The sequence below is a fragment of the Wolbachia endosymbiont (group A) of Sicus ferrugineus genome (assembly GCF_947251515.1).
GTDB lineage: Bacteria > Pseudomonadota > Alphaproteobacteria > Rickettsiales > Anaplasmataceae > Wolbachia.
This window is the reverse complement of record NZ_OX366370.1, coordinates 149139-173607: the sequence shown is the minus strand read 5'-3', so window position 1 is coordinate 173607 and position 24469 is coordinate 149139. Positions and strand designations below refer to the sequence as shown.

At 34.1% G+C, this 24469-nt stretch carries 22 protein-coding genes and 8 pseudogenes; 14 read left to right on the top strand and 16 right to left on the bottom strand.

All coding sequences use genetic code 11. The features are described from left to right. The first annotated feature begins 74 nt into the window (after positions 1–74). Positions 75–491, top strand: coding sequence for a hypothetical protein (locus OPR24_RS00880; protein ID WP_265033466.1), 417 nt, complete (start codon positions 75–77; stop codon positions 489–491). Here the strand turns inward: OPR24_RS00880 and OPR24_RS00875 are convergent. Next, positions 484–1005, bottom strand: a complete 522-nt coding sequence (locus tag OPR24_RS00875) for a Na+/H+ antiporter subunit E (protein WP_265033464.1) — start codon at positions 1003–1005, stop codon at positions 484–486. The genes OPR24_RS00880 and OPR24_RS00875 overlap by 8 nt on opposite strands. Before the next feature lie 98 nt (positions 1006–1103). Here OPR24_RS00875 and smpB point away from each other — a divergent pair, with 98 nt between their 5' ends. From smpB to OPR24_RS00840, 7 genes and pseudogenes are all read left to right on the top strand, one after another. After that, entirely contained in the window at positions 1104–1553 is a 450-nt protein-coding gene (smpB, locus tag OPR24_RS00870) for an SsrA-binding protein SmpB (RefSeq protein WP_253309571.1), read from the top strand. Between the two features lie 6 nt (positions 1554–1559). After that, positions 1560–2351, top strand: coding sequence for a prolipoprotein diacylglyceryl transferase (gene lgt, locus OPR24_RS00865; RefSeq protein ID WP_265033463.1), 792 nt, complete (start codon positions 1560–1562; stop codon positions 2349–2351). Positions 2352–3119: 768 nt separating this feature from the next. After that, on the top strand, positions 3120–3278 hold the full coding sequence (locus OPR24_RS00860; RefSeq protein WP_265033461.1) for a hypothetical protein: 159 nt from the start codon (positions 3120–3122) through the stop codon (positions 3276–3278). An 83-nt stretch (positions 3279–3361) separates the two neighbouring features. Further along, on the top strand, positions 3362–3934 hold the full coding sequence (gene ruvA, locus OPR24_RS00855) for a Holliday junction branch migration protein RuvA (protein ID WP_265033460.1): 573 nt from the start codon (positions 3362–3364) through the stop codon (positions 3932–3934). Next, positions 3931–4905 (top strand): Holliday junction branch migration DNA helicase RuvB, encoded by a 975-nt coding sequence (ruvB, locus tag OPR24_RS00850; RefSeq protein WP_265033459.1) that lies wholly within the window; start codon positions 3931–3933, stop codon positions 4903–4905. The genes ruvA and ruvB overlap by 4 nt, the downstream gene beginning before the upstream one ends. A gap of 90 nt (positions 4906–4995) precedes the next feature. Further along, complete coding sequence (locus tag OPR24_RS00845; protein ID WP_265033458.1) at positions 4996–5349, top strand: hypothetical protein; 354 nt, start codon at positions 4996–4998, stop codon at positions 5347–5349. Positions 5350–5368: 19 nt separating this feature from the next. Further along, positions 5369–6380 (top strand): annotated as a pseudogene (locus OPR24_RS00840) (IS630 family transposase). A 42-nt stretch (positions 6381–6422) separates the two neighbouring features. Here the strand turns inward: OPR24_RS00840 and OPR24_RS00835 are convergent. From OPR24_RS00835 to nuoE, 3 genes are all read right to left on the bottom strand, one after another. After that, entirely contained in the window at positions 6423–6842 is a 420-nt protein-coding gene (locus OPR24_RS00835) for a hypothetical protein (protein ID WP_265033456.1), read from the bottom strand. Positions 6843–6985: 143 nt separating this feature from the next. Further along, positions 6986–8203 carry a tRNA guanosine(34) transglycosylase Tgt gene (gene tgt, locus OPR24_RS00830; RefSeq protein WP_265033454.1) on the bottom strand — a complete coding sequence of 406 codons (1218 nt, stop codon included), beginning with the start codon at positions 8201–8203 and terminating at the stop codon, positions 6986–6988. Then, entirely contained in the window at positions 8204–8704 is a 501-nt protein-coding gene (gene nuoE, locus OPR24_RS00825; RefSeq protein ID WP_264731629.1) for an NADH-quinone oxidoreductase subunit NuoE, read from the bottom strand. It lies immediately after the preceding gene. A gap of 342 nt (positions 8705–9046) precedes the next feature. On the opposite strand from nuoE, the gene OPR24_RS00820 reads away from it, so the two are divergent. From OPR24_RS00820 to OPR24_RS00810, 3 genes and pseudogenes are all read left to right on the top strand, one after another. Beyond that, a complete protein-coding gene (locus OPR24_RS00820) occupies positions 9047–9517 on the top strand; it encodes a hypothetical protein (RefSeq protein ID WP_265033452.1) in 471 nt (156 codons plus the stop codon). A gap of 261 nt (positions 9518–9778) precedes the next feature. Further along, positions 9779–10501, top strand: a complete 723-nt coding sequence (locus OPR24_RS00815) for a hypothetical protein (RefSeq protein WP_265033451.1) — start codon at positions 9779–9781, stop codon at positions 10499–10501. A gap of 45 nt (positions 10502–10546) precedes the next feature. After that, positions 10547–11558: pseudogene (locus tag OPR24_RS00810) on the top strand (IS630 family transposase). A 10-nt stretch (positions 11559–11568) separates the two neighbouring features. Here the strand turns inward: OPR24_RS00810 and OPR24_RS00805 are convergent. The 8 genes and pseudogenes from OPR24_RS00805 to OPR24_RS00775 all read right to left on the bottom strand — a co-directional run. Next, positions 11569–11892: pseudogene (locus tag OPR24_RS00805) on the bottom strand (helix-turn-helix domain-containing protein); the annotation flags it as partial. 106 nt (positions 11893–11998) lie between these two features. Further along, the gene (locus OPR24_RS00800; protein ID WP_265033357.1) at positions 11999–12250 is read right to left on the bottom strand and encodes a transposase; all 252 of its coding nucleotides are present in this window, start codon (positions 12248–12250) and stop codon (positions 11999–12001) included. A 167-nt stretch (positions 12251–12417) separates the two neighbouring features. After that, positions 12418–12606 (bottom strand): annotated as a pseudogene (locus OPR24_RS06475) (IS630 transposase-related protein); the annotation flags it as partial. Positions 12607–12955: 349 nt separating this feature from the next. Continuing rightward, complete coding sequence (gene leuS, locus OPR24_RS00795) at positions 12956–15457, bottom strand: leucine--tRNA ligase (RefSeq protein ID WP_265033449.1); 2502 nt, start codon at positions 15455–15457, stop codon at positions 12956–12958. 12 nt (positions 15458–15469) lie between these two features. Next, complete coding sequence (locus tag OPR24_RS00790; protein ID WP_265033959.1) at positions 15470–16075, bottom strand: murein hydrolase activator EnvC family protein; 606 nt, start codon at positions 16073–16075, stop codon at positions 15470–15472. Positions 16076–16128: 53 nt separating this feature from the next. Further along, positions 16129–16464 (bottom strand): MerR family transcriptional regulator, encoded by a 336-nt coding sequence (locus tag OPR24_RS00785; RefSeq protein WP_265033447.1) that lies wholly within the window; start codon positions 16462–16464, stop codon positions 16129–16131. Next, complete coding sequence (locus tag OPR24_RS00780; protein WP_265033444.1) at positions 16464–16769, bottom strand: integration host factor subunit alpha; 306 nt, start codon at positions 16767–16769, stop codon at positions 16464–16466. Before OPR24_RS00780 ends, OPR24_RS00785 begins: the two co-directional genes overlap by 1 nt. A gap of 72 nt (positions 16770–16841) precedes the next feature. Beyond that, positions 16842–17924, bottom strand: coding sequence for an MFS transporter (locus OPR24_RS00775; RefSeq protein ID WP_265033442.1), 1083 nt, complete (start codon positions 17922–17924; stop codon positions 16842–16844). A 353-nt stretch (positions 17925–18277) separates the two neighbouring features. Here OPR24_RS00775 and OPR24_RS06470 point away from each other — a divergent pair. Next, positions 18278–18436, top strand: a pseudogene (locus OPR24_RS06470) (hypothetical protein); the annotation flags it as partial. Between the two features lie 50 nt (positions 18437–18486). Here OPR24_RS06470 and OPR24_RS00770 read toward each other — a convergent pair. Both OPR24_RS00770 and OPR24_RS00765 read right to left on the bottom strand, forming a co-directional pair. Then, positions 18487–19066 (bottom strand): annotated as a pseudogene (locus tag OPR24_RS00770) (winged helix-turn-helix domain-containing protein); the annotation flags it as partial. Between the two features lie 279 nt (positions 19067–19345). Further along, positions 19346–20773, bottom strand: coding sequence for a sensor histidine kinase (locus OPR24_RS00765; protein WP_265033440.1), 1428 nt, complete (start codon positions 20771–20773; stop codon positions 19346–19348). A 65-nt stretch (positions 20774–20838) separates the two neighbouring features. On the opposite strand from OPR24_RS00765, the gene OPR24_RS00760 reads away from it, so the two are divergent. After that, positions 20839–22014: an aspartate aminotransferase family protein gene (locus OPR24_RS00760; RefSeq protein WP_265033439.1), complete on the top strand. Its 1176-nt coding sequence runs from the start codon at positions 20839–20841 to the stop codon at positions 22012–22014. Between the two features lie 10 nt (positions 22015–22024). On the opposite strand, the gene OPR24_RS00755 is transcribed toward OPR24_RS00760, so the two are convergent. Next, positions 22025–22357 (bottom strand): hypothetical protein, encoded by a 333-nt coding sequence (locus OPR24_RS00755; RefSeq protein WP_265033437.1) that lies wholly within the window; start codon positions 22355–22357, stop codon positions 22025–22027. Beyond that, positions 22357–23365: pseudogene (locus tag OPR24_RS00750) on the bottom strand (IS630 family transposase). Before OPR24_RS00750 ends, OPR24_RS00755 begins: the two are co-directional and overlap by 1 nt. 86 nt (positions 23366–23451) lie before the next feature. On the opposite strand from OPR24_RS00750, the pseudogene OPR24_RS00745 reads away from it, so the two are divergent. Further along, a pseudogene (locus OPR24_RS00745) lies at positions 23452–24434 on the top strand (ComEC/Rec2 family competence protein); the annotation flags it as partial. Positions 24435–24469: the final 35 nt, after the last annotated feature.

Genomic DNA, 24469 nt, shown 5'->3' with positions numbered 1-24469 from the left:
TTTATGATTGCGTTATCATTTATTTAACAAAGTATTAGTATAATCTATCTACTGGATTAAATGGAGAAAGTTGAATGAATAAATTACCGAACAATGCAAAAATAGGTAAATCCCAGGTTACTCAGTGGGAGGTAATAAAAAATTGTGAATATGCTGATAATTGCTTATCAAAAATAGTAACTTTATACGTTATTAGAATAACTCAGCTATCAGATTTTTATACAAATGACGAACCTGAAATTAACACTGTTTTAGCAAGAATAAGCGTGACAAGTGAAAATGTATTTTTAAACAAGGCTACTACTATTGAAGTTATGGAAGGTATTTTTCCGTATAAATTCAACAGCAAGAAGAGAAATAACATACTAAGGTTAGAAGATTTATATAATTATTTATGTTCTATTGTTAACAATAGCCTTCCAAAAGAGATGCTTGAAAGTCTTGTAAGGGAATATAAGGATGCTGTTAACTTATTTAAAGCAATTACTTAACTGAACGTAGTATTTTTAAGATTTTATTTTCTATTTCAGAAATGCCGCTTTCAAGATCTTTATCTATCAGATACATGGTAGAGAAATATGTTTTCTGCTTACTTTCAACATTGATAGTTAAAGTTCCAGGAGTGATTGTAACCGAATTGGTAAATAACGCAATGCTTTCATCATTATGCCCTTTGCATTTTCTTAGGATAATGATTGGCTCAAGCTTAGGTTTGAGTCGTAGCACCTTTTTTGTTACATAAACACTTGATAAAATGATTTGGTACATTAACCATGGTATATAACTTACTAACTTATAAAACGACAGTCTACTCGTACCATTTAAAATCTGGCTAAGAGCTCTTTCAGCGTTTATCAACCTTCTAAAGATAAATAATGTGAATATAGAGGAAAACACTCCACAAAAAATAAAAAATGGCTCAAAATAACCAGACAATACAGTCCATAGAGAAAATAAAATTACAAATGATAGAGAAAAAAACTTGATTTTTTGCCTAAGGTTCATGGTTTGCAGTATAACTTAAATGATTTTTTAAGGAAAGATATATTATGAATTAAGTCAAAAACTCTGTAATATATTGAAGCTTAAAGATATCTTTAGATATGGAAGTTATTGCAGAAAATAGGAAAGCAAGGTTTGAATATTTCATCTTAGAAGAATTTGAAGCGGGTATGGTCTTATTAAGCAGTGAAGTTAAATCGCTAAGAGAAAGAAAAGTAAATATTTCCGACGCCTACGTTATCGAAAAGAATAGCGAAATATGGCTGCACAATATGCATATTGCAGAATATAAAGCTGCAAACCGAAAAAATCATAAACCAAAAAGGGAACGTAAACTGCTTTTACATAAAAAAGAGATAAACAAACTAATTGGTCAAATTAAAACCGCTGGGATAACTGTTGTGCCGCTTTCGATCTATTTTAATGATAAAGGATTTGCAAAAACTAAAATTGCCATTGTAAAAGGAAAAAAACTCTACGATAAGAGAGCAACCATAAAACAGAGAGAGTGGGATCGTGAAAAAAGTAGATTGTCTAAGAATAATTTATAGCAAAATATGTCTTTAAATCCAGTAATTTTCAGCATCGGTCCTGTTTCTATATATTGGTATTCCTTAGCTTACGTTTTGGGTATAGTGTCTGCATATTGGTATTTACACAAGCTAGACGACCAAAAAATATTTACTAAGAATTTTTACGATTCATTATTAACAGCCACTATTGTAGGCATTATCCTTGGAGGTAGACTTGGCTACGTATTGATATATGATCCAGTTCTTTATATAAGCAACCCTATCGAGATATTGAAGACCTGGGAAGGAGGAATGTCATTTCATGGTGGTGCTATAGGAGTTTTGCTTGCAGTAATAATTTCGTGTAAAAGACATAACATTCCTATATTTTATGCACTGGACCTAGTTTCTTGCGTAGTTCCCATAGGTTTATTTTTAGGTCGCATAGGCAATTTTATAAACGGAGAGTTATTTGGCAGAGTTACAACTATGCCATGGGGTATGGTATTTCCAGAAAGTGGTGATAATTTGCTGCGTCATCCAAGCCAGCTTTATGAGGCACTTTTTGAAGGACTGCTACTTTTTGCAGTTGCAAATTCACTGTTTTTCTTGACTAGAATAAGACTGTATCACGGTGCGTTAACTGGTATTGCAGTTATGTGGTATGGAATAGCACGTTTTTTCGTTGAGTTTTTTCGCGAACCAGACTATCAAATTGGCTATTTGTGGCTTGATTTAACTATGGGGCAGTTGCTTTCTATACCTATGGTTTTGCTAGGAATGCTTGTATATCTAGGCGCATTAAATTTAAAATTTAACACGAAATCTGTTACATAGAGGAAAGGTGAGTTTAATAGAAAAATGTAGTCAGAAACCCTACATCATGCACAATTGTACGAATTTTCTGCGTTGCAGTAGAATGAATGTGAGATCCGGTGTCATTCCAGCGTGTGACGCTAGGCCATAAAACTTGCTTGACAAACTCCGCCAGCCCCCTTATTATGACAATAAGGGTATTTATGACTCAAAACTTGTTTTTGACCTGCGGGCTCAATGACAAAATTCAGTAAAAAACTCAGGGTATTTATTGGCGGATTACATAAAATTATAGCGGCTGCATGTCTTTTTTATTTTTTCTACATTCAGCCAAATCGCGCTTATTTTAAGCGTTCGCACATTATTACAGCGCCAGTTTAAATTATTATAGGGTCAAAACTTGCACCACGGGGCTTCTTTTGCCTTTTTTTCCGCTTGGTAAATTTCTTAATGTTTGTAGCTAAAGCAATTTAAGAGACCGAAAATGGTGTCATTCCAGCGCGTGACGCTGGAATCTAGTCTTTATTATGCAGCCACTTATTTAAAGTTAAGTTTTCTGGATCCAAGTAGTCTGGGCACTGGGATGACACCTTGACGATTTGAAGAATCGTCATCCCGCTACTTGTTAGCGGGATCTAGAGATACCGCGGCGGTATGATGCAGGAAAACCTAGCCAGCGTTAGCCATAACACAACACTTTTATACTCACCAAACCTAATGCATTACTTGCAATTAAGTTTCCTGGATCCCAGTGTCAGCTACTCGGATGACATCTTTCAACATTATATCATGGACAAAATAAACTTTCTAAAATTCATTGAACTGTTCTTTCAAACGGTGGTGCCGGGGTGTGAGTATAATGATTATCAGTATATAGAAGTCATAGCAGACAGACTTGAAGCGGCAAATGTTGGCAAAATATGTCAAGGAAGTTTTTCGTTTCTATGAGCTACTTGGCTCTCTGTTATAATGTTCGTTTGCTTGACCTAAGATCCAGGAGTATTTAAACTGAACCCTATACAGTGCTAAAAATGATAGGAAATCTAAGCGGAATAGTTGATGAAGTGCGCAGTGATCACATAATCCTGAATGTGAATGATATTGGCTATATAGTGCATCTTTCAGTCAAAACTTTAAGTGCTTGTGCAATTGGAAGTAGAATCAAATTACTTATCGAAACCTATGCAAATAACAGAGAAAACACTGCTCAGCTATATGGTTTCATAAGCAAAGAAGAACAGCAGTGCTTGAGATTGCTTGTTAAAGTAAGCGGTGTTAGCTACAAAACTGCAATGTCAATTTTGAGTAAATTAACTCCAGAACAGCTGTTTCTGGCAATTATGAATGAAGATAAAGTAGCACTTAAGATGAGCGGACTTGGCCTGAAACTCATAAATCGAATCATCACTGAATTAAGTGGCAAAGTGAGTAAATTAGAAATAAATAACAATAATTTTCATCCAATCAATGAAGATGCCTTTTCAGCATTGATCAATCTTGGGTATGAAAAAATGAAAGCTTATGATACGATAAAAAAAATACAAGACGAATCGTCAAATCTGGACACCAAGGATATTATTCGCATGGCACTTAAAACATTATGAAATCAATATCGTGCGATAAAGAATATACTGAAGATGTGCGCAATATCAACATCAGACCTGAACAACTTGATGATTTTGTCGGGCAAAAAGACTTAATACAAAATTTAAAAGTGTTTATAAATGCTGCACAGACAAGAACTGAAGCCTTAGATCACGTCTTATTGTATGGTCCTCCAGGACTTGGCAAAACAACTTTAGCGCAAATTGTCTCTAAAGAGTTAAGGGTCAGCTTTCGCGCAACTTCTGGTCCTTTACTTAGCAAAGCTGGGGACTTGGCCGCAGTGCTTACCACTTTAAATGCAAAAGATGTTCTATTTATCGACGAAATCCATAGATTAAATCGCAGCATTGAAGAAGTTTTATATACTGCTATGGAAGATTTTTGCCTGGACATATTAGTAGGTGAAGGTCCATCTACTCGCACTTTAAGGATAGATCTACCACCATTTACGCTAATTGGAGCAACAACACGGCTTGGATTACTTTCTGCGCCACTCAGAGATCGTTTTGGCATTCCCTTGCATCTTGAGTTTTATTCTTTTGAAGAACTGGTTAATATTATAAAAAGAGGCGCAAGAGTTCTTTCTACTGAAATTGAAGAAAATGCAGCACGGGAAATTGCCTGCCGTGCACGTGGCACTCCAAGAATTGCTTTGAGGTTACTCAGAAGAATAAGGGATTTTGTTGAAGTGAAAGATGATAAAAAAATCACTTATGAAGTCGCTGATTCTGTATTGCTAAAATTGGGTGTAGACAAAATGGGACTCAATAAACTTGATATGCATTATCTAAGATTTTTATTCAACACCTCAGGACCTGTTGGAATTGACACTATATCTATTGCGCTATCCGAGGATGTTGGCAATATTGAAGAAACAGTAGAACCTTATTTAATCAAAATTAGTTTTGTAAAGCGCACACCAAGAGGGCGCGTTCTAACCGAACAAGCAAAGGAATATTTGAGCCTTTAATATAAAAAATTTTGTTGCTGTAATTATATATTGACCAATTGATATAATGCTCGTGCACTAGCATTATGTGTTAACGATAATGGAGGGTATATGTTAGGCAAGATTACAGAACTCTGGAAAAAGCTCTGGGAAAGCATTCCAGTTTTTCGCAATAAGGATAAAGTTAAAAGTCCTCATGTGCCTATGGTGGAGGAACTTCCTTCTGATGATACAACTTTAAAACCGGATAAGAAAAAGCCAGAAGAGCATTTTACCCTTCTAAGTAATAAAGCAAAGGAGAGCGGTAATTCTGATAAAACAAAAGGACTTCCTAGCGATTTGAGCACTCAGGATATACCTAAATCAACACCAGACAAGAATAAGCGTAAATATGTCGAGTTATACCAATTCCCACTATACAAAGAACGGATAGACAATAATGGGAAAAAAGCCATACTAAAGTAAGTGAAGTAGCGAGGTATAAATGGCATTAAGATCAAAATTATTGGATGAAAAAGTAGTAGAATCAGCAAAAGAAATGCTGAAGAAAGTAAGGAACAATGCATATGTTTCAAAAAAACTAAATGCTGTAATTGCGGCAAAAAAGCATAGTATAACGGCTGTAGCAAAAATATATTGAATTTCAAGAAGCGCACTAACTTCGTGGATAAAACTCTTGAAATTTGGCAGAGAAGAAAAACTGTTTGCTCCTCCATCACGCCGTAGAAAAACTAAATTAAATCAGGCTCAACTACAGCAAATTGAAGCATGTATAGAAGAAAATCCTAATATTACCATTAAAGAAATGAGAATAAGAATCCAGGAAAAGTTCGGATTAAATATCAGCAAATCTACAGTACACCGCCATATGCAAAAGATGAAATTTTCATATATTACACCAAGACCAGTACACAACGTACAAGATAAAAGTAAACAAGAGGAATTCAAAAAAAAATCTCAATGAAGTTATTGGCAAGTATCCAGAAAAAGAGCTATTTTTCTTTGATGAATCAAGGTTTGGCACACATTCGAAAGTTGGGCATGGATGGTTTAAAAAAGGCACTAGGACTCGGGTTAAAATAAAATTAGGTAGGCATAATTTTTATCTCTACAGTGCAGTTAATCCTAAAAATGGAGAGAGTTTTAGCTTATTTGCACTAAATGTTAACACTGATTGCATGAATGTATTTCTTGAGCAAATGTCGCAATATCTAGGGACAAGAGAAGCTGTTCTTGTTATGGACTGTGCTAGTTGGCATAAGTCAAAAAATTTAAAGGTAGCTAAAAATATTGAGATTATATACCTACCTCCATATTCACCTGAACTCAATCCTGTTGAGAGGCTTTGGTTATACATAAAACAGAACATTTTGCGCAATAAAATATACGATACAATTGCTCTGCTTTAGGGTGCTTTGTGCAAATTTATTACTTCTCTTGCCAGCTCCACAATTAAACAACTCTGCAATTTCTCCTATTTGACTGACCAACAATGAGAATTGGTATCACCATGTTTATCCTTATACTCCACAATTGCCTTACAGATGTGTAAATTTTTTTCCAACTTGATTTTTTTGTTCTTTGAGACCTTTTGGAAGCTCATTATCATAATCTCCTGGAAACCCACCAAATACAGAAATACCGCCTGCTTGTTCTTTAGATAAACCCAAATGATTCTCTACAACCCTTCTCACAGCGTCTGAATATCCTGTGTAGGATGCAATATTAACTTCCATTCCGCTTGAAAGCGCAGATTGCAGTGCAGACTTTAGCCCCTCTTCATTTTTTATTCCGTCTGTGTTTTCTAGAAAATCTTTTATATTGTGATCAGTCACTGCACCTTCCGCAGCAGAATTAAAATCACTTTTTCCTAACCTAGAAAAAGTATTATGCATGTGTCCATTAGTGATAGTGTTATCAAAATCAAATATTAATAGGGTATTATTTCCTTTAGCCATATCTTCACCTCTAATCCTTACAAATCATATGGGTAGAGACTAACATTAATAGATTAATTATTTATTATAACCTTTCTAATTAATAGTGTGATAAATAAAGTAAATATAACAAGAAGTAAAAATCAACGGCATAAAGAAAAGACTTAAAGAGAGGCCAAATCAAAGTGCAATGGTATTTCACTAATCCAATTATTTTTCTCTTGATCTAGCCTATCATCCAATATTGCCTGCCCTATAGATGCCATTAACTTATTCATGAAGAAAACGTTATGAATGGTAACGAGTGTGTAAGCCAGGAGCTCTTTAGCTTTCAGTAAATGGTGTATATAAGCTCTTGAATGCTTTCTGCAGGTAAAACATAAGCAGTCACTTTCAATTGGGTTATTGTCCAGCTCGAATTGTTGATTTCGCAAATTAATATGCTCTTTGCACTTTGAAGAAATAGAATCTCTATTTTTTACTTTAATAAGCGCACCACCATGCCTTGCTAAACGGGTTGGATGCACGCAATCAAACGTATCAATTCCAAGACTAACTCCGCGAAAGATGTCCACAATTCCACCAATACCAAGCAAATGAGTAGGCCTATCTTTTTTCAGATGGTCCATAGTGAAAGAAACTACATCGTACATCTGCTCTTTACTTTGACCAAGTGATCCACCTATTGCTTGACCAAAAAATGGCAAATCGTTAATAAAATTACAACTTTCTCTACGTAAATCTTGATATACTCCGCCTTGACTAATTCCATACAGTGCCTGCTTGCCATTATTGTTTTTTTCAAATTCATTTAAAGAACGTTCAGCCCATTTGTGGCTCATGAGCATTGACTTTGCTGTGTATTCTTTGCTTATGTGAAATGGAGTACATTCATCTAAGACTAAGATTAAATCTGCACCTAGTTTTTGTTGAATTTGTATAGACTTTTCAGGAGTCAAGCAATAAGTTTTACCATTAATGTAAGAACGAAAAATTGCCCCATCCTCATTAATTTTGATCAGAGTTTTTTGTTTTTTTCTTATTCCTTTTATCTCTTCCGAAACTGATCCGTGCCCTAAGCTAAATATCTGGTATCCACCAGAATCAGTGAGCATTGGTCCACTCCATCCCATCATCTTGTGCAAGCCACCAAGTTTTGCTACGGTATCTTCCCCTGGTTGGAGCATTAGGTGATAGGTGTTGGAAAGTATTATCTGAGTACCTGCTTCACTAATTCTCTCGATATCTGCAGCTTTAATAGCAGCTTTGGTTGCACAAAATACAAATGCTGGTGTTTCTATGTTTCCATTTGGAGTTTTAATTGTTCCAACTTTTGCAGAACCTGATTGCTTGATTATCTTGAATGCAAATTCTTCTTTCATCTATTTGCCTGAAAGTTCTGTTATGATGTTTTCTACTTTCTCAGGAGTAAGATTTTCATAGAAGTCATTATTGATCTGCACAACGGGAGCATTAACGCATGCACCTAGGCATTCAACTTCTTTTAAAGTGAACAAATTATCTTTAGTAGTCTCACCGATATTGATTCCAAGTTTTTTTTTAAAGGTATTTAAAACTTCTTCACTATTGCACAACCAGCAAGGAGTTGTTCTACAAATTTGTATTAGATATTTGCCTACTGGTTTTAAATTATACATGGTGTAAAAATTTGCCACTTCATATACACGAATATGTGGAATATGCAGCATATCAGCAACATAACGCATAGCAGATTCAGAAACCCATCCACATTGCTCTTGAACCAGGTATAGTAAAGGCATGACAGCACTACCTTCTCTGCCTTTAGGATACATCTCTATAAACTTTTCCGCTTTCTTAAGGTTTTCTGATGTAAAACTAAACTGTTCTTCTTTTTCTATCATTCATGAGACTCGTGTAAACTTTACAGATTATACCTGTAGAACCAATGATTGCAATTGTTGGTTTTTTGAGAAATAGCATTTTGCAGTATCATACTACCCATACTGCCCAACTTGTAAATTCTTTTGGCTTGGCAATAGAATCCAGTTAAAAAATCTGATCATGCGCTAACTTCAATTGTTTCATAAGTTTGTTTTAGTAAATCTCAATTATTTTAGCTACAGCTAACTACTTTAAAAAAATACTTAAGAAATTATAGTATATTATTTATAAATATACTATTCTTGACATTTATTATAAATGTTGTGTATAATAAACTATATTTATTAATATGAGGTTAAACTATGAGTAAACAATTAAACTTATGGAGACAGGAAACTGGTGAAGAGAGTTTTAAAAAATTTATTATGTCAATATTAGACAATGAGGGAGAAGATAAAGAAAAAAGGCTTCAAGATCATGCCACAACTATTTATAGAAATTATGAACAGAGTCACAATAAAAAGCATTTTAGAGAAAATAAATTTGCTTCTGGTGCAGTAGTGATAGCATCTTGTGCTCTGATTCTGTTGTCTCGATATTTTGATTTAAGGGAAAAAGTGCAAAGACCACTTGAATACATGGCACTTGCATCAATTGTTATTTTTGGAGTTGGATTTCTATACTCACTTTATCAAGAACATGAATATAAAGCCTCCAACAAAAAGGAAGAATATGTATCAAATCATGAAAAACATAAGGAGCTTCCTGAAATTCAAACAATTATGGAGGAGCTAGAGGCAGAAGCCCTAGGAGAGAGTCAACAAAAATCTTAGCCAAAACTTAAGATTCCGCTACTTGTTAGCGGAATCTGCATAAGACATAACGAATAAAAATTTACCTTTAAATATAGATTATAGGGTTTTGAGAACTCTACCTTCCTTTCATCTATAAAACTTCTTAGCCATTTTCGAGCCTATACTTACTTTTTAGTATAAAATAAAGACGTTAATTTTTTAATTTTAGTTAAAATTTTCATTGACATTAACACACAGGAGTAATCATAATAGCATTTTATTAATGTTTAAAATAAAATTATGTCTATATTAAGAAGATTGCTCGGGATCAACTCAAATACACCGGAAGTTAAAGAAGCGATAGGTTTTAATCCAACAAACGTAGAATTAATTGAGGGGAATGGAGTTGCTTACGGACTCAGCTATCAAGATAATGATAATGGGAGCAGTAAAGTAAAATTACTTATTAGTCCATTATATCAATCAAAAACATACGAATGTGGTACAAATATCAGCGTAGCAAATGAATTCAAAGATCAATTATCTCTCACATTAATAGAAGATTCAGCTGAAATAGATAAAGTTGGAGTTATCTTTCCTGAAGAGGGAATTGGCGAAGAAAGAGAAAAATGCGTTAAAGGCTTATCTTTTAACACTTACGGAATTAAACAATCAGTTAATACTCCTTCAGTTGAACATTTAGGTAAAAGAAAATTACAAAAGAATATTGATAATAATAGTCTTGCAAATGTGAGCAATAGTTACTTTCAACCAAAAGCAGTGAAAGTTGATAATGGTAATGTAATCGTAATCGCTCATAACTTAAAGGATCAAACTTTAGTTTCTTGGTATTTGAAATCAGACAAAGGCGGAAAATTTAAGGTGTTGACTGGAGAAAAAGGTGTTACAGAAAGAAAATTGTTCAATTTTGATAATCCGGGGCAATTGGCATTAAATGGAAACACGATGCTTTATTCGCAAGTGATACCAATTCCCATTACAAGGCAAACAGATGGACAATGATGGAAGAAAAGCCATAATGAAGCAAGTAAAATAGTTGAGGTATAAATGGCATTAAGATTAAAATTATTGGATGAAAAAGTAGTAGAATCAGCAAAAGAAATGCTGAAGAAAGTAAGGAACAATGCATATGTTTCAAAAAAACTAAATGCTGTAATTGCAGCAAAAAAGCACAGTATAGCGGCTGTAGCAAAAATATATTGCATTTCAAGAAGCGCACTAACTTCGTGGGTAAAACTCTTGAAATTTGGCAGAAAAGAAAAACTGTTTACTCCTCCACAACGGCGTAGAAAAACTAAATTAAATCAGGATCAACTACGGCAAATTGAAGAGTGGATAGAAGAAAATCCTAATATTACCATTAAAGAAATGAGAATAAGAATCCAGGAAAAGTTCGGATTAAATATCAGCAAATCTACAGTACACCGCTATATGCAAAAGATGAAATTCTCATATATTACACCCAGACCAGTTCATAATGGACAAGATAAAAGCAAACAAGAGGAATTCAAAAAAAAATCTCAATGGAGCTATTAGCAAGTATCCAGAAAAAGAGCTATTTTTCTTTGATGAATCAAGGTTTGGCACACATTCAAAGGTTGGACATGGGTGGTTTAAAAAGGGGATTAGAACACAGGTTAAAACAAAATTAGTTAGGCAAAATTTCTATCTCTATAGTGCGGTTAATCCTAGAAATGGAGAGAGTTCTAGCTTATTTGCACCAAATGTCAACACTGATTGCATGAACATATTTCTTGAGCAGATGTCGCAATATCTAGAAACACGAGAGGCTTTTCTCGTTATGGACTGTGCTAGTTGGCATAGGTCAAAAAATTTAAAGGTACCTAAAAATATCGACATTATATACCTACCTACATATTCACCTGAGCTAAATCTTGTTGAGAGGCTTTGGTTATATATAAAACAGAACATTTTGCGCAATAAAATATACGATACAATTGCTCTGCTTTAGGGTGCTTTGTGCAAATTTATTACTTCTCTTGCCAGCTCCACAATTAAACAACTCTGCAATTTCTCCTATTTGACTGACCAACAATGAGAATTGGTATCATTTCTTTAATGGTAATATTAGTATTTTCTTCTATACATGCTTCAATTTGCTGTAGTTGAGCCTGATTTAATTTAGTTTTTCTACGGCGTGATGGAGGAGCAAACAGTTTTTCTTCTCTGCCAAATTTCAAGAGTTTTATCCACGAAGTTAGTGCGCTTCTTGAAATTCAATATATTTTTGCTACAGCCGTTATACTATGCTTTTTTGCCGCAATTACAGCATTTAGTTTTTTTGAAACATATGCATTGTTCCTTACTTTCTTCAGCATTTCTTTTGCTGATTCTACTACTTTTTCATCCAATAATTTTGATCTTAATGCCATTTATACCTCGCTACTTCACTTACTTTAGTATGGCTTTTTTTCCATTATTGTCTATCCGTTCTTTGTATAGTGGGAATTGGTATAAATTATTTAGCTTACTCACTTTTTACATTTGTGGGTAAAAGTGAGGATTTAGATCAGGTGAATATGTTGGAAGATAAAGCAAATGACAGCCAAAAGACTCTATTAATGACTTTGTTTTGGGAGTTTTATGGAATGTAGCATTATCCATAACTATGGTTGTATTACGCTGCAATTGTGGAAGTAATCTTCGCTCTAACCATACATTAAATACATCTTTATTACACCCTTCTGTGAAGGTCATTGGTGCAATAAACTTCTTTTCAAATCCATCCACCTATTATACTCACTCTTTCCCGCTTTTTTCCTGGAACATCAGCATATATTTTTTCTCCTCTTGGAGCTCATGCATATTCTCGGTATAGTCTATTATCAACTCCTGCTTCATCTATATATAAAATGCTACAGTGGTCTATTTTTGAGACTTGATCGATAAATTGCTGCCTATCTTCTTGATTGCGCTCTTGATAGAATGTGACTTTTTTTTAAGGTTATTTTTAGCTGTTTTAACCTATACCAAATTGCACTTATTCCAAAGCCAAGGTTTTGTTTCATTTCTGCTAGTGTGTGATCTGGGTGTTTTTTAACATAGTCTGCAAGTATTTTTGGGTCTATTTTCCGAATAAAACCAGTACTTTTTACCGCTTTGAGACCTTGGCCAGTAGCTTTCTTTTTTAGCCATCTATATAGTGTCTATCTCAAAAACCTCTGCAACTTCAACCTTTGACTTTCCTTTTTCTACCACAAACACTGCTTTTTCCCTTAAATCTACACTATATACCATCGCTTTCCCTACTTTAGAAAAATATATTATACCTTCATCATTCGCTTTTGAAAATACTATAAAACAGAAACAAAAGTGCTGTTTATTGCAGCTTTTGGGTAATTTAATGGTAAAAATTTTAGAGAGAAATTTTATACACTATCACTGATATTTTCCCTTAAGTTGACGCCATTACCTGAACAGATACACTCGGATTTTTTATATAACTATATTTACTATCTTATTTGGTACAACATATACAGTGCGAACTTTGCTTTGATCGATCTTACTGGACACAGAGTCTATCGCTATTTTCTTCAATTCTTCTTGAGGTAAGTTAATTGCTACCTTTATTGTTGTGCGTAATTTTCCATTGATTTGCACTGCTATAGTTACCGTATCGTCAACTAATAATGATTCATCAGCTTTTGGCCAAGGTTGTATACCTTCACCTCCTATTTCTTGCCATAGGCTTTCAGCTAGATGTGGTATGAACGGTTCGATTACTCTGATTAGTATACATATACTTTCATCAATAAGAGGTTTTCCATTTTTCACATCTATTTCAGCTATCAAATTCGTCATTTCACGGAATTTTGCCACTACACAGTTTAGTCTGCAGTTTTCCAAGTCATCTGTAAGTCCGTGTAAGAGTTTATGTATTTTTTTTCTGTATTCCAAAAGTTTACCTGTAACATTTTCATTATCATAGTGAATATTCACAGGCCTTAGCTGCATTACCATACGCCACAATTTATTTATATAGCGAGAACAACCTTCCACACCATCATCGGACCACTCCATATCTTTCTCTGGAGGAGTGTCAGACAATACGAACAAGCGAGCGGTGTCAGCACCGTACTTTTCTATGATAAAATTTGGATCAACTGTGTTCTTTTTCGATTTGCTCATCTTCTCAACTTTCCCAACTTGAACCTTAGCACCTTGTGTCATCAATTCCTTTGCTTCTTCAGGAAACAGCCATTTACCATTTTCGTCTTTGTAAGTTACATGGCAGACCATTCCTTGAGTGATTAGAGTAGAGAAAGGCTCTTTAATATCAAAATAGCTACATTTGGTTAAAGCACGGCAGAAAAACCTTGAATAAAGTAAATGCAGAATTGCATGTTCTATTCCACCTATATAATAATCCACAGGCATGAAACGATTACACGCGTCTTTATCGATAGACTTATTTTCATTACAAAATGCAGCAAAATACCAAGAAGATTCAAAAAAGGTGTCGAATGTATCGGTTTCACGCTCTGCTTGCTTTCCACATTTTGGACAATCAACAAATTTCCAAGTTGGATGTTTATCAAGCGGATTGCCACCACTGGTAAATTCCACATCCGTTGGCAGAACTACAGGAAGGTCTTTTTCTGGCACTGGAACAGTTCCGCAATCCTTGCAATATATAATAGGTATAGGGCATCCCCAATAACGCTGCCTTGAAATTCCCCAATCATGTAAACGGTAGTTTATCGTTTTTTTGCCTATCCCTTTTTCTTCGAGCTTTTTAATGGTTACTTCCTTTGCTTTGCTGACCGTTGATCCGTTTAAAAACTCTGAGTTAAACATCACTCCGTCGTCAGTATGCACCTCTTTCGTCATCGGACACTGGATCTCAGTGCCCTGGATTCCAGCTTCACACGTTGGAATGGCACCCAAGTCGGCTAAAGAAATAACCGGAATAATCGGCAAATTATATTTCTGTGCAAATTCAAAGTCACGCTGGTCATGTGCAGGGCATCCAAAAATTGCTCCCTCTCCGTATTCCACCAACACAAAATTTGCTATGTAAAGTGGCAATTCCTTTTCAAGAAATGGATGTTTGACGTTTAACCCGGTATAAATTCCAATTTTTTCGTCATTTTCCCCTTTTGTTTTTATATTATCAATGACGTCCTGTATTTCCTTGTTTTTTAAACCTTGCACAATAGGGTGCTCTGCTGCTACCGCAAGAAAAGAAGCTCCAAATAAAGTATGAGGAGAAGTTGTAAAAATCTTTAATTTCTTATTTAGACCAACTATTTCAAACTCTATGGTGACCCCTTTGGATTTTCCTATCCAGCGCTCCTGCATTGTTTTGACTTTTTCTGGCCAATTTTTCAAACTTTGCAGGCACTTGAGTAAATCTTCAGCGAAATCAGTAATCTTTAAAAACCATTGGGATAACTTACGTTTTTCAACAACTGCACCTGATCGCCATCCTTTTCCATCAACCACCTGTTCATTTGCAAGCACTGTTTGGTCCACTGGATCCCAGTTAACCCATGACTCTTTTCGATAGGCAAGCCCATGCTTTAAAAAATCCAGGAAAAATTTTTGTTCGTGTTTGTAGTAATCAGGCTCACATGTGGAGAGTTCACGCTCCCAATTATAAGAAAGACCTATAGATTTCAACTGTGTACGCATATTATCTATATTCTCTTTTGTCCATGTTTCAGGGCTAATATTATTGTCCCTTGCTGCATTTTCAGCTGGTAATCCGAACGCATCCCAGCCAATTGGATGCAAAACCTCAAATCCACGAGCTCTCTTGTAACGCGCTATCACATCCCCTATTGCATAGTTACGTAAGTGCCCCATATGAATTTTACCGGATGGATATGGAAACATCTCCAATACGTAACATTTCTCTTGTTCACTATTCTTGCTTACAGAAAAATCCCATTTATCTTGATAAAATTTTTCAACACTTTTAAAATCATATTTCATATAAATCCAAATTCAATTACAGTTCACATGCATCAAAGGATCAACCGCTTGGCCATTATGCCGTATTGTGAAACACATCTGTGGATCTTTATCTTGTGTGCTTGATTTACCTGCAGATCCAATCACTTGACCTTGCTTTACTTTATCACCAATTTCAACATGTATGTTTTTTAAATAGGAGTACACAGTCATGTAATTATCTTTGTGTTCTACTATAATTAAATTTCCATACCATCTCAGCCCTTTGCCTACATATACCACTTTGCCGGGTGCAGAGGCAACTACATTCGTTCCATTTTGAGCAGCAATTTTTATGCCATCCTTACACATTTCATCAGAAGAGGTAGCTGAAATAACTGTACCTTTAACTGGCATTACAAATTTGCAATTTACCCCCATGTTTTGTGCATTATTGTTATCTTTGTATATCCTGTTTATGATGGCTTTTCTATTTTCTTTTTTTATTAAAGGCTCCCTAATTAAATGGTACTCTCTTGTATATTCCAGCTCTCTTTTTCCGTAAAATTCTTCGCCTTTAAGCAGCACAGGTGCAGGTTTTTGCAGGCCACAGCCTATTAATATTGCTAATAATATAAGAAATGAAGCTATATGCCACATTTTAGATATATCAACTCTCACAAAACTCCAAAATTTTAGCGAGACGTAGTGTTTCACGCCTGTTCGTTACTTTCCTCGTTATTTATTTTACTAGTTAAATAATCCCTCAAATCGGTAAGTTCTTGCAACAAATTCTTTGGATCACGATTGACTTTTATATCATTACCAAATTCTTTTTGCACTCCTTTTATTGTATATCCTTTATCATATAGCATGTATTTTACTTTCTTTATGGCCTCTATACACTTACGATCATATAGCCTTCTTCCTTTACGCTTTGTAGGCTTAATTTGATGAAATTGACCTTCCCAAAATCTTAAAACATGCTGTTCCAAATGTAGCTCTTCAGCTACTTCCCCAATCGTATAAAATAATTTTTCCTTATTCATTAATTATTGATTAATTTTTTTATAATTTTTGAAGGCCTAAAAGAAATTGAATTTCTTGCCTGAATTATCACTTTCTCTGATGTATTTGGTATATTTCCTGGTCTTTCCTTCTTTTTCTTAACCAAGAATGTTCCAAATGACAATATTTTTACTATTCCATCCTTTGCCAAGCTTGTCTTTATTTCGTTCAATATATCATCTATTATCGAAGCAGAGTCTTCCTTTGATAATCCTATTTCTTGGTTTATATTTTCAGCTATTGTTGCCTTAGTTACTGTTGTGTCTTTTGTTGTAACGTGATCCATTATTGATAAATATTACAATACGTAAATATAATATAGCAATCGACTCGAGATTCAGCTACTTTATTTTTTAGGTTATGTCTCTTCTGTAGCATAATTTAAAATACTAGCAACTGCCAACATTACAAATATTGCAAAAAGCGCCATTTTATGATCTGTAAAAAGTGCTAGCATTGACACTATAATTCCGCTGACAATAAACATAAACCCATTGATAATGGATGATGATGTGCTAATGTATTTTCGTTTCACAATCTCGCTGCCGACAGTAAAATTAAGCATATGTCCTCCCGCAAAAAACCCGAACATTAACATAGAAAAGTACACAACGTGGACTGTTAAATGGCTGCATAGTAAAATAATAATTGAGACGCCTTGCAATAAAGCAAAAGCAGAAATTACATATTTCCTATTTTTAAATAAGTTTGAGATTCGATCTGCAATTGGAGCACCAACTGCAAGACCAAGCCATAGTATTGCGGTTGCTATACCTGACTCTATTGTATTGAGTTCTGAGTTGCCCAGTAACCTTGGAGCCCACAAGGTGTTAAGTGCTAAAAATGTTCCAAAAGTAATAGCACCCACCACTGAAGTTATCCAGATATCTCTTAATTTTAGCACTGTGAGTACAGAGCACATTACTGTTCTTATAGAGTTTTGTATTGTGCATTCTTCTGAACTGCTTTCTGGAAGTGTGTTTGGACAAAAGAGTGTAAGTACAAATATCAACACACCAAATAGTATTATGCATACAATCATATTCTTCCAATCTGCACCTTCGGCAAGCAAGCTAGAGAACAATATTTGAATTATCAGTGCAGAAAGGCTTGAAATTGTCTGCACTAGTGAAAACATTAGTCCAAATTGGGCAGCGGAAAAACATATGCTACTTGTATGAGCAGCACCAATAAAACCAAATGATGCTCCAGTTGCAATCAACACTTGAGACAAAATCAAATGGGAAAAATTGTCACTATTAATAAGGACAAAAAACCCCAAGATCATAGTTGATAATGAGAAAAAATAAATTTTTTTACTGGAAAAAACATTAAACGTTGCCCCACTAAAAAATTGTAAGATGGCAAAAGTCCAAGTATATGCTGAATTAGCCAGTGCAACTTGCGCGATTGTAAGTCCAAGTTCTTTTTCAAGATTCACACTTATAAAAGTATAAACTATCTGAATATTGCTGAATATAACAACCAAGTTACTGATCAGCCAAATGAACCAAGCCTTAGCTCTGCTTTCCATAAGATTTATTTTTATAAGTAATCTATTAGAAATTTAACACTAAGTCTTTTTTTAAGCTATTGTTTCCTGAATAAGTGCTGGACTTGACTTCCTTTAGCTTTATTGTATAATTAAATAATTTTATTCTAGAGGTTGGTAATATGGCACCACAAGATAAATCTCAATTCAAAAAGTTTGACAATATATTAGCAAGAATAAGTGACACCATTGATTCTGGTAAGGGTGATTCTATTGAGATTTATGATGAAATAAAAAATTAGCTGAGAGAAGAACTTAATAATGTATATGAAGAATGGAAAAGTAGTGAATTTAATCCAAACTTCAGATTCAAATTAGATGATGGTTATGAAGTAGAAGCAACGCTACTGCACATTGCCATTCAATGCAGGAAAAGTGCTGCATGTGCACCACTAGTCCAATGCTTGTTAGATCAGGGAGCTGATCCCAACGTACAAGATAGTCCTTATAGTAGTTTTACCTTAACCTGTGTCCTAATGCCTTTTTTAAACCACCCGTGTCCAATCTTTGAATGTGTGCCAAACCGCGATTCATCGAAGAAAAACAGCTCTTTTTCAGGATACATGACAATAGTTTCATTAAGATTTTTTTTTAAACTCCTCTTGTTTACTTTTATCTTGTCCGTTATGCACTGGTCTTGGTGTGATATATGAGAATTTCATTCTTTGCATATTACGGTGTACTGTAGACTTGCTAAACCAAACTTTTCCTGAATTCTTATTCTCGTTTCTTTAATGGTAATGTTGGGATTTTCTTGTATCCATGCTTCAACTTGTTCAAGTTGGCTTTGGTTCAATATAGTTTTTCTACGGCGTTGAGGTGGAGCAAATAATTTTTCTTCTCTGCCAAATTTTAGGTCATGCAGTAAGTGCCTTTCTTGAAATGCAACATATTTTTGCTACGGCTGTTATACTATGCTTTTTTGCTGCAATTACAGCATTTAGTTTTTTGCAACATATGTGTTATTTCTGACTTTCTTCAGCATTTCTTTTGCTCACTTTTTCATCCAATAATTTTGATCTTAATGCCATTTAAACCTCGCTATTTTACTTACTCCAGTATGGCTTTTTTCCATTATTGTCTATCCGTTACTTGTATAGCGGGAATTGGTATAACTAATTTACTTATCAACATATCCACTAACTATAATCTGTATACCGCTACACAGTTAGAAGTATTTTTTGATTTTACAATACAGCTTGAGATTCAATTTTTATAATTTTCTTGTTGACTAGCCAGACGGTATCTACCTTCTCGGCTTGCTGCTTTTGATAAAGTGTGGTTTTCAAGACCATATCAAATAGATCCTATTAAAAATCAATCGAATCTTCACATGTTTGTTCTTCATAAAAGAAGTTCAATGTTATCGTAGTACCAAGTTTTGCTTCACTTTTAATGTCGAAAGTTCCACCCATTAACTCTACTAATTTCTTGCTTAGCGGTAATCCGATGCCCGTACCTTCATTTCTATATCCCGAATCTGCTTGGCCAAAAACAGACATAACTTTATATATATCCTGCTGCATTATTCCTATTCCATTGTCATGAAACTCAATAGTTAATAAGTTTTTTTCTATATTTTCTTTTATCACCATTCTTATTAAACCATCTTTGGGAGTAAACTTGATTGAGTTTGATAATAAATTTATTATAACTTGTTTCATTCTCTTAGGATCTGCAATGACCAATAATTGTTTATTAGTCATCTCTTTTTTTAAATTAATCCCGGCTTCTTTTAATTTAGGTAGTAGCATATTTACGCATGAATCTATTATTTTGTTCAGGTTAAACTTCACTTTTTCTACTGTTAAACTACTTGATTCAGCTTTTGAAAAATCTAACACATCATTAATTAAGCTAAGTAAGTGTGTTCCTGCATTATATATATCGTCTGCATACTCCTTGTATTGAGAGTTATCCATTGAACCTAAAGTTTCATTTTTGATCAACTCCGCAAATCCAATAATAGCATTAAGAGGTGTGCGTAATTCATGTGTAACGCTTGCAAAAAATTTTAGCTTATTTGCATTTTCTTGCTCTAATGCCTCTTTTATCTGCTGTAATTCAATGTTAGTTTTATGTTGCTTGGCTAGCATTTGGGTATTAGAAAAGTGCAAATAGAACATTATTAATATTAAAATTATTAATAATAAGCCCAAAAATGTTAAAAATAGGCCATATGCTATAACATAAGAATTATTGTAGTTTCGAAGAATCTTCAAAAAAAACGACGGTTTAACGCTATTTTCATGGAATATAGGAAAAATAGAAGTTAATGTATTTCCTGTAGTATAAAATATTTCTTGGTTACTTAATAGTTCATCAATTTCATCGTTTGTAAGTAACTGTTCATAATCATAATCTTGAGTGTTAAAATTACTGAATATTATTCTGCTGTTTTGATCATACAGTATTAAGCTGAAATCCTTTACTTTGCTCACTGATTGTAATAATTCAGCACGCAGTTTTACCAGTTGGTTTATGTAGTCAAAATTTTTGTATTTAATGTGATGCTTTTCTATTAGTAAACAATGGTATTTTTTTATTATGCCATTTTCCAGTATACTTTTTAAGTTTACACTTGAATCACGGTAAGAAGAAAGGAAATTACTCCTTAGTAAATAATTACAATATATCACACTGAATAAAATCATAAAGATCGATGAGAGTAATGCAATAACTTTTGTGTATTTGTTTTTCTCCAGCGCAGAAAACATTGATTTACCTAGCTTATACATATCCTTCTTATTGTGAAACAACGGTTTTTATGTTATTAATAATAAAATTTAGCATATAATATTTTATGACAATTTCTCCTATTTTGCCAGTTTATTCTCCTGTTAACATAAATTTTTCTTATGGTAAAGGTATTTACTTGTACGATATTGACGGTAAGCGCTACGTAGATTTTCACTCTGGAATAGCCGTTAGTAGCTTAGGTCACACCAATTCGCGATTAATTAGTGCTCTAAAATTGCAAGGAGAAGAATTATGGCATATATCAAATACCTATAATATACCTGCTGCCAATAATTTTGCAGAAAAATTAATAAACAACAGTTTCGCTGACACTGTATTTTTCTCAAATTCTGGATCAGAGTCAGTAGAATGTGGGCTTAAGATTGCTAGGGTCTATCAAAACGGAAAAGGCAATAAAAACCGTCACAGAATTTTAACATTCCATGGTGCATTTCATGGAAGAACCTTCCTAACTTGTGCTGCAAACGATAAACAGAAATTTTCTGAATTACTGAGTCCCTGTATTGATTGGTGTGATAATATCGAGCCCAATATTGAGAGTGTAAAGAAAGCAATTTCAAGTGGTATAGGCGTTATATTAATAGAACCAATACAAGGGCAAGGCGGTATCAAAGTAATGAATGAAGTCTTTATGAAAGAGCTAAGAAAGCTGTGTGATGAAAATGACATATTGTTATTTTTTGATTGCGTACAATGCGGTGCTGGTAGGACAGGAAAATTATTCGCATACGAACATATAGGAGTGGAACCTGATATATGTGCTCTTGCAAAGGGAATAGGAGGAGGCTTTCCGCTAGGGGCTTGTCTTGCAACTGAAAGGGCTGCTAAGTATATGGCGGTCGGTATGCACGGTTCCACTTTTGGTGGCAATCCGCTTGCAACCTCAGTAGGTAATGCTGTGCTCGAAGAATTGCTCAGTCCTGGCTTTTTGAAAAATGTTGAAATTAGAGGTAAGTATTTAAAAAATAAATTAGAAGACTTAGCAAGTAAATTTCCAATAATAGAAGAAGTGAGAGGGAAAGGGTTAATGCTTGGAATAAAGGTGAAAGCAAACAATAAAAAGTTTGCAGAAGAGCTAAGTTATCGCGGCTTGCTTACTGTTGGGGTAACATCAAATAACGTTGTGAGAATTTTACCTCCACTAATTATCACCGAGAAAGAAATTGATGAAGGCATCGAAATTCTGGCTCAATATTTATCTGAGAAATCTTCTGATTAAGTACTACGTATCAAGCAGGTACACTCACACAAGGAGATTTCACTTCACAAGGTATTTGCTGTATCAGGACTGAAAATAAGTTAGTAGCAGTGAGATTAACATCATTAGCCGTTTCATTCATGCATTTAACTTCAGACTGCTTACTTAATAAGTCTAGTTCATTCACTGCAGAGCATGAATCATTTTGAATATTATCATTAAATAGAAATTCTCTAGGTTTTTCAGGATAAAAGACCATTGCGAACAGCACTATGTTTACAAGTAAAGAACCTATTGGAGTAACAGATTCAAGTAGATGTGGAAATAACATCATGACAACGACATATCTTATACCAATTCTCATTATTGGTCAGTCAAATAGGAGAAATTGCAGAGTTGTTTAATTGTGGAGCTGGCAAGAGAAGTAATAAATTTGCACAAAGCACCCTAAAGCAGAGCAATTGTATCGTATATTTTATTGCGCAAAATGTTCTGTTTTATATATAACCAAAGCCTCTCAACAAGATTTAGCTCAGGTGAATATGTAGGTAGGTATATAATGTCGATATTTTTAGCTACCTTTAAATTTTTTGACCTATGCCAACTAGCACAGTCCATAACGAGAAAAGCCTCTCGTGTTTCTAGATATTGCGACATCTGCTCAAGAAATATGTTCATGCAATCAGTGTTGACATTTGGTGCAAATAAGCTAGAACTCTCTCCATTTCTAGGATTAACCGCACTATAGAGATAGAAATTTTGCCTAACTAATTTTGTTTTAACCTGTGTTCTAATCCCCTTTTTAAACCACCCATGTCCAACCTTTGAATGTGTGCCAAACCTTGATTCATCAAAGAAAAATAGCTCTTTTTCTGGATACTTGCTAATAGCTCCATTGAGATTTTTTTTTGAATTCCTCTTGTTTGCTTTTATCTTGTCCATTATGAACTGGTCTGGGTGTAATATATGAGAATTTCATCTTTTGCATATAGCGGTGTACTGTAGATTTGCTGATATTTAATCCGAACTTTTCCTGGATTCTTATTCTCATTTCTTTAATGGTAATATTAGGATTTTCTTCTATCCACTCTTCAATTTGCCGTAGTTGATCCTGATTTAATTTAGTTTTTCTACGCCGTTGTGGAGGAGTAAACAGTTTTTCTTTTCTGCCAAATTTCAAGAGTTTTACCCACGAAGTTAGTGCGCTTCTTGAAATGCAATATATTTTTGCTACAGCCGCTATACTGTGCTTTTTTGCTGCAATTACAGCATTTAGTTTTTTTGAAACATATGCATTGTTCCTTACTTTCTTCAGCATTTCTTTTGCTGATTCTACTACTTTTTCATCCAATAATTTTAATCTTAATGCCATTTATACCTCAACTATTTTACTTGCTTCATTATGGCTTTTCTTCCATCATTGTCCATCTGGTTGCCTTGTAATGGGAATTGGTATAAGTAGAACCAGAAGCAATTTTAAAGCCAGGCTTTCAGATGTCATTTTCTGCGGTTTTGGCACTGGTTGCCAGTTATCAAATTAATGCTAATAAATTGTTCAAAATAAAAATAATGAAATATTTTGTGTCGATAATGATCAGCTCAGTAATAGCAAGTTTAGCAACTGTTCCGTACACGATATACAATTTTAATTATTTTTCAATTAGTGGTATTATCACAAATTTAGTTGCTATACCAATAGTTACATTAATTATTATTCCACTTGGAATAATTTATGTCTTATTGATTCCTTTAGGTATTGAATGGATTATAGAGCCATTTATAGAGCGCCCAATGACAGTATCTTGTATATAACAAATGCAATCGCTAGTCTTCAATATTTGGTTATTCCCATTAGTACTTTTCCTGCCTCATCAATTATTATCATAACACTTGGTTTATTGTGGCTGTGCTTGTGGGAAAGAAATTGGCGTTTCTTCGGAATTTTCTTTATTGTACTAGGTATTTGCTTTAGCACCGCATATAAAACCCCCGACATCCTAATAAATGCTGATAATGTTGCTGCAAAGGAGAGTGGTAACTTACTATATTCTCTCACCAGAAAAAATAGGAACTTTGTTGTCAAAACATGGGCGAAACAAAATGGGCAGAACCAAATTTTGAATCATACAAAATATAGCAATCCAGATAAAAGACTAAAGTGCAACGATTATGGCTGTATATATAATAAAGGAAATAATAAATCAGTACTGCTTGCTTATAAAAAAGAAGATATTTCAGAAAATTGTGATAAAGTTGATTTAATAATTCAATTAAGTGAATTCGACTATTCAGTTTGTAATACTAGAACTATTAAATACACCAATCTAAAAACATATGGCACACATTCAATTTGGTTAACAAATCGTTACGTAAAGATTAATACAGTGCGCTCTAACCGGCCTTGGCATAAGTTAAAAAGCTTGATTTTAAAGTGTTGTTAACATATAATTAATTAAATTTAAATGTAAGGAAACTT